The organism is Acidobacteriaceae bacterium (assembly GCA_035944135.1).
Lineage (GTDB): Bacteria > Acidobacteriota > Terriglobia > Terriglobales > Acidobacteriaceae > Granulicella.
In genome coordinates this window covers 1,677,988-1,683,987 of sequence record DASZBM010000002.1, presented here as the reverse complement: position 1 = coordinate 1,683,987, position 6,000 = coordinate 1,677,988, and the positions used below count along the sequence as shown (strand labels likewise).

Sequence of the window (6,000 nt, the reverse complement as noted above, 5' to 3'; positions counted from 1 at the left end):
TACGCCGTGTCGCAGGTGCGCTGGGAAGGCAAGTGGATTCCCGGGCACGTGGCGCTGATCTATGCGATTGACGCGCAGAATGTGGCGATTGTTGGTGCGGGAAAGGTCATCGGCAATCCAGCGCTTGCGGGACGGCCTCGGCCGGACGCGCCACTGCGGCATCCTGCGCTGATCGAGTTCATTCGCTGCAAGGGCATTCACCTCGAAGGCTTCTCGACCGAGTACAAGAGCATGTGGTCGGTGCATCCGACGTCGTCGGAGAACATCACGATCAGGAACCTGACGATCCGCTCGACCGGCGGCAATGGTGATGGCATCGACATCGACTCCTGCAAGCACGTGACGATCACGGGCTGCGATATTGCGACGGGCGATGACTGCATCTCGCTCAAGAGCGGCCGCGGGGCTGAAGCATACGCGATGCTCGAGACGACCGAGGACGTGCACATCTCGAACTGCACGTTTGCGGACTCGATCTTCGCGTGTATCGGCATTGGCAGTGAGACATCGGGCGGGATTCGCGATGTGTGGATTAAGGACTGCAAGTTCACCGGCGCGAAGACGTATGCGTTCTACATTAAGAGCCGGCGCGGTCGCGGCGCGTTTATCGAGAACATCTACGCCGACGGGCTGGAGGTTTCGAACTGCACGCAGGGATTCCTGCGGCTGAATATGGCGAGCAGTGGGATTCAGGATCAGGATCCTGTGCCGGGCGATGACGGCATCCCGACGGCGCGGAACTGGCGGTTTTCGAACGTGGTAGTGCACGATGTGCCGAAGCTGGTGCAGGCGACGGAACTGGATCCTAAGAAGCCGCTCGACGGGTTGTGGCTGGAGAACATCAGCGGGACGTGCCAGGAGGGAATGTTTCTGGCGAATGTGCGCCATGCAGTCCTGAAAAACGTTCGCGTGACCGGATTCACAGGTGCGTTGCTGAATACATATGACGTTACCGGGAGCGGTCTGGCAGGCGCGAAGCCAATGGGGGCTCCAAAGCCGCTGGCGGAGGTTCCAGCACCGGCGGCGCCATACAAGTTACACTGATGAAAGAAGATGCCGGCGCAACGAACGCATCTTCCGCTTTTTGCTGTTTTGCGAGATAATCAGTTGAGGGCCTGAGCCTGCGGAGTATCTGTGGGTTTCGAGGAAGGGCGGCCTGAATCGTCCACCCATCAGCAGCACAATTCAGGATTCTGGTTGCAGGGCCACAATCCCTGCGTCGCGGCGTGTCAGATGGGACAGGGATAATGCCTGTGATATCAATGGCAAGCTGCTTGCCAGCCGAAGTGGCTGGCCAAGTGAGGAGAAGAGATGCGCGAGATCGTCAGCCTGCAGTGTCCGGTGTGCAAGAACCGGAACTACTCGACCACCAAGAACAAGAAGACCACGACGGGACGTCTCGAGTTCTCTAAGTTTTGCAATACGTGCCGCAAGCACACGGATCACAAGGAGACCAAGTAGGCTCTCCTCGAATTACAGGGGAGTAAGCTCAACGGTTAAACTGCCGGTCTCCAAAACCGGACTTCTCGGTTCGAATCCGAGCTCCCCTGCCATCAGATTCTGCCTTCAGAGGCGTTGTTCTGAGGGTTTTCCGCAGTACCCGCGAACGTTGCGGCACGTCTAGATGTTAGGAACAGCCCGATGGCGAAGGCAATTGCAGCAGCAGCAGCGAACCCGGAAGATTCAAACTCAGGCCTTCAGCAGGTGACTGCGGGCCCGCAGCGGCTCGTTCAGTTCCTGAAGGAAACGCGGCAGGAGATGCACAAGGTCGTTGCGCCCACACGCAACGAGGTTCGTAACATGACGATTGTCGTCCTGGTATCGGTGTTCCTGTTCGCTGCGTACTTTGAACTGGTGGATTTGATCTTTGGCAAGGCGATCGACCAGATGTTCCTGCGCCTGACGGGCCACTAGAGTTTCCGCCGTACACAATGATTTTCCGGGCGCCGTTCTGAGCGGCGAACGCACAGAAAGTAAAACCATGGCAGAAGAGTTGAAAACCGGCGAACCTACCAATGACTTCGAGCAGAACCTCGGAGCCAACGCCGACGAGACCCCGGCTTTCGACGCCGGCACCGTGGAGGGCGTCGAGGGTGAAGCCCCGGCTGCGCCTGCGCACAACGAGAACTTCAAGTGGTACATCATTCACGCGTACTCGGGCTTTGAGCGCAAGGTGAAGGAATCGCTTGAGAGCCGCGTCCGCGCGTACCACCTTGAGGACCGCGTCGGCCGCATCGAGATTCCGACGGAACCGACGACCGAGCTCCGCAACGGCAAGAAGTACACGATCGATCGCGTCTTCCTGCCTGGCTACGTCTTCGTGGAGATGGCGCTCGACAACGATCTCTGGCATGTGGTGAAGAACACGCCGCGGGTCACGGGCTTCCTGCAGACGGGCGACCAGCCCAATGCGCTCTCCGAGGCTGAGGTCAATGCGATGCTGAACCGCAGCGATGTGACCAGGGAGAAGCCGAAGCTCAAGCTTAAGTTCACCAAGGGCGAGCAGGTTCGCATCACCGAGGGCCCATTCGCAAACTTCAATGGTGCGGTTGACGACGTGAACGAAGACAAGCAGACCCTCAAGGTGATGGTCTCGATCTTTGGTCGTCCGACGCCCACCGAGGTCAGCTTCGCCAACGTGGAGAAGGCTGAGGAGTAACAGTAGTTTTGGGGCTTGGCGCAGAGTTACGCGCACAGGATTTCCCTGGCTCGCTGCACAGGATTTTGAGCAGGCGAGTCACAGAGTTTTCCGCAACATTTCCGGGCAATTCCCGGAGGGTTTCGGACAAGCGTTGCACCAGAGTTCCACCGTGGTGCTGAGAGAATCGCAACGGAATCTCTCAGCGGCGCGACGGCAGATCGCAGGAGTTCCAGCCCGGCCGCTTCACCGGACCTTCTAGCTCCTCAGGAACCACCAATCCATGCAGCACCGGAAATCCGGTCTGCATCTATATGGAAGGACTAAGAATATGGCACCGAAGAAGGTACAAGGCTACGTAAAGCTCCAGATCACGGCAGGCAAGGCAACACCGGCGCCGCCGGTTGGCCCCGCGCTCGGTCAGGCGCAGGTCAACATTATGGAGTTCTGCAAACAGTTTAACGACCGCACCGGCAAGGACCCCAATCTTGCGGGCATGACCGTCCCTGTGGTCATCACGGTCTTCGCCGATCGCAGCTTCACGTTCATCACCAAGACGCCTCCGGCGCCGGTGCTGCTGCTGAAGGCCGCCGGGGTGCCGAAAGGTTCGGGCACACCGAACAAGGACAAGGTTGGCAAGGTGACGGAGAAGCAGATTCTCGAGATCGCCAAGCAGAAGATGCCGGACATGAACGCCGCCTCGGTTGAGGCAGCGGCCAAGACGATCCGCGGCACTGCTCGCTCGATGGGCCTGGAAGTGGTTGCGTAAGCAGTCACGCAAAATGCAAGACGCCGGAGTCAAACGACTCCGGCGTTTCATTTTTTTGAGCGTTCCAGCGAAACCGCATCCATCTCTACTGAAGTACATCTGCGCCGTATGAGTTCGACCGCTCCCTCCGTCGCGTCTCAGGTTCGGCCGTCCGTTTCGGACGCCAGCAAGCGACTCCTGCCGTGGCTCGTCGCTGTCGCCTTCTTCATGGAGTCGCTCGACACGACCATTCTCAACACAGCGGTCCCAGCCATCTCTGAAGCTCTGCACGTCACCACGCTCAGTATGAAGGCGGTGCTTGCCAGTTACACGCTCAGTCTTGCCGTGTTCATTCCCATCAGTGGGTGGATGGCAGACCGCTTTGGAACGCGACGCGTCTTTGCGTTCGCAATCGGTCTCTTCACATTGGGTTCGGTGCTCTGCGGTCTTTGCTCAAACATCCATTTGCTGGTTCTCTGCCGCATCCTGCAGGGCTGTGGCGGAGCCATGATGGTTCCTGTCGGCCGCCTCACGCTCGTCCGCACCTTTGCCAAATCCGAGCTGCTCCGTGCTATGAGTTTTGTCTCGATTCCCGCGTTGGTGGCGCCGATGCTCGGTCCGGTCACTGGCGGCATGATTGTCGGCTATCTTCACTGGCGCTACATCTTCTTTCTGAACATTCCGGTCGGAATCGCCGGGCTGATCCTCGTTTACACACATCTTCCGGATTTTCGCGAACCAAATCCCCACCGGCTCGACGTCGTCGGTTTGATTCTCTTCGGCTCGGGCATCGCGCTTCTTTCCTACGTGCTGGAGATATTCGGCGAGCACACGCTGAGCGTGCCCGAGATGGCGGGTCTCCTCGCGCTTTCCTTCGCACTGTTGCTCGGGTACTGGCTGCACGCCCGCACACTTCAGTTTCCGCTGCTCCAACTCCGCCTGTTTGCCATCCGAACCTTCCATTCTGCCGTTAGCGGCAGCTTCTTCACGCGGCTGGGCATTGGCGGCGTTCCATTCCTTCTTCCGCTGCTCTATCAGGTGGGGCTCGGATTTACACCCGTTCAATCTGGCCTGTTGATCACGCCCCAGGCGGTTGGGGCCATGAGCATGAAGGTCGCTATGCCTCGCCTGCTGAAGCGTGTCGGCTATCGCGGCGTGCTCATCTCCAACACGATCATGATCGGAGTGCTGCTCGCGCTTTTTGCCGCGATCGGTTTGAACACGCCTGTATGGTGCATCGTTGTGCTGGCCTTCTGCTACGGCGCGCTTACGTCGCTGCAGTACACCAGTATGAACACGCTTACCTATGCGGATGTCGGCGAGGAGGACACCAGCGGGGCAAGCTCCATCGCCAGTACCGCACAGCAGCTCTCGATCAGCTTCGGCGTTGCGATCGCCGGCCTGACGACCGCCGTCTTCGTTCCTGCCGCGGCGCGCGCCCAGCCCCAGAAGATGATCCACGGCATTCACCAAGCCCTCCTGTGTCTTGGCGTGCTTACTGTGCTCTCGACGCTCGTCTTTCGCAAGCTGAGACCTGGAGACGGCGACGACGTCTCTCACCAGAGATCCGTCCATCCTGGAGGCTGACCCGAATCCAAATGGATGCGAACCAAGACACGCTCAGTGTCACAGCCACGGCTGTTTGAGCACCTCGCGCGTATTCACGGCAAGCAGGGGAAAGACGATCGTCCGCGGTCCATTGGGCAGATTTGCGGCAGCGGCTGTGTATGCATCGCAGAGAATGGCGCTCGCGTTCTCGATGCCTCTCTGCCAGCCCAGCTTGCGCGCGTCGCAGAAGATCAGTGCATCGCTTGGAACGCCGGCGGCGGCGAGCATCGTGCGGGCTTTGTCGAGGAACTCCGGCCAGTGCGATGCTATGGCGATTAGGAGCCCTTTCGGCGCCGGCATCCACGGTAACAGCCACTGATTCGCGGAGGTAATCGGGAGAACGACAAGCTCGATGCCTGCGGGTACGGCCGCGCGAACTATTGACTCCTGACTCGGGCGGCAACAGGCAATGCTGCGCATGAACACATCCGGGCTACAGTCTTCAACGGAACACTCTCGCACTTCGCGGTCGGTTGCGGCTCGTAGCTCTGTGAGCAGAATGCGCCGCAATTCGGCATCGGGGTCGATCAGCAGCCAGTGATCAGGCTCGGGTGCCGCAACCCACTCGGCCATGCGTCGCCGAAGCGTGGACGTAGAGATGCCGAGCTCACGCGCGCGATCGAAGAACTCGGCGATAAGGGCGTCCGTCTGCGCCTCGGCAGAATCTGGCGCGCGCCGGTTGCAGACGTAGACACCGCTGCCATGGCGCAGCTCGGTCCAGCCCTCACCTTCGAGCTCGCGATATCCCGCGCTCACTGTGTTGGGGTGAATGGCGAAGCGCCGCGCGAGCTCGCGCGTGCTGGGCAGGCGGTCGCCGGGGCGAAGCTCGCCGCTGAGGATAGCGAGCTGCACCTGCATCACGAGTTGGCGATAGAGCGGGACATCGCTGTTGGCAGAAAACAAGAGGCGCATCGAAGTGGGTTTGTCACTCTCAACGCGAGATTACCAGCAAAGACTCTGGTCAACGCGCGCGTGCATAGGCATAATGGCAGCTTCTCATTGACGC

General features: G+C 59.7%; 7 protein-coding genes and 1 tRNA gene. 7 read left to right on the top strand and 1 reads right to left on the bottom strand.

Going from position 1 to position 6,000, the window contains the following annotated elements; genetic code table 11:
- From VGU25_09640 to VGU25_09610, 7 genes are all read left to right on the top strand, one after another.
- Nucleotides 1-1,044 (top strand): glycosyl hydrolase family 28 protein (locus VGU25_09640; GenBank protein ID HEV2577459.1); only part of this gene is annotated, 1,044 nt, incomplete at its 5' end.
- Between the two features lie 267 nt (nt 1,045-1,311).
- On the top strand, nt 1,312-1,461 hold the full coding sequence (gene rpmG, locus VGU25_09635; protein HEV2577458.1) for a 50S ribosomal protein L33: 150 nt from the start codon (nt 1,312-1,314) through the stop codon (nt 1,459-1,461).
- 16 nt (nt 1,462-1,477) lie between these two features.
- Nucleotides 1,478-1,553 (top strand) — tRNA-Trp (locus tag VGU25_09630).
- Nucleotides 1,554-1,641: 88 nt separating this feature from the next.
- A complete protein-coding gene (gene secE / locus VGU25_09625) occupies nt 1,642-1,914 on the top strand; it encodes a preprotein translocase subunit SecE (GenBank protein ID HEV2577457.1) in 273 nt (90 codons plus the stop codon).
- A gap of 67 nt (nt 1,915-1,981) precedes the next feature.
- On the top strand, nt 1,982-2,659 hold the full coding sequence (gene nusG, locus VGU25_09620) for a transcription termination/antitermination protein NusG (GenBank protein ID HEV2577456.1): 678 nt from the start codon (nt 1,982-1,984) through the stop codon (nt 2,657-2,659).
- A 310-nt stretch (nt 2,660-2,969) separates the two neighbouring features.
- The gene (gene rplK, locus VGU25_09615; protein ID HEV2577455.1) at nt 2,970-3,407 is read left to right on the top strand and encodes a 50S ribosomal protein L11; all 438 of its coding nucleotides are present in this window, start codon (nt 2,970-2,972) and stop codon (nt 3,405-3,407) included.
- 108 nt (nt 3,408-3,515) lie between these two features.
- Nucleotides 3,516-4,973 carry a DHA2 family efflux MFS transporter permease subunit gene (locus VGU25_09610; GenBank protein HEV2577454.1) on the top strand — a complete coding sequence of 486 codons (1,458 nt, stop codon included), beginning with the start codon at nt 3,516-3,518 and terminating at the stop codon, nt 4,971-4,973.
- Between the two features lie 39 nt (nt 4,974-5,012).
- On the opposite strand, the gene VGU25_09605 is transcribed toward VGU25_09610, so the two are convergent.
- Nucleotides 5,013-5,906: a GntR family transcriptional regulator gene (locus tag VGU25_09605; GenBank protein HEV2577453.1), complete on the bottom strand. Its 894-nt coding sequence runs from the start codon at nt 5,904-5,906 to the stop codon at nt 5,013-5,015.
- Between the last annotated feature and the right edge of the window lie 94 nt (nt 5,907-6,000).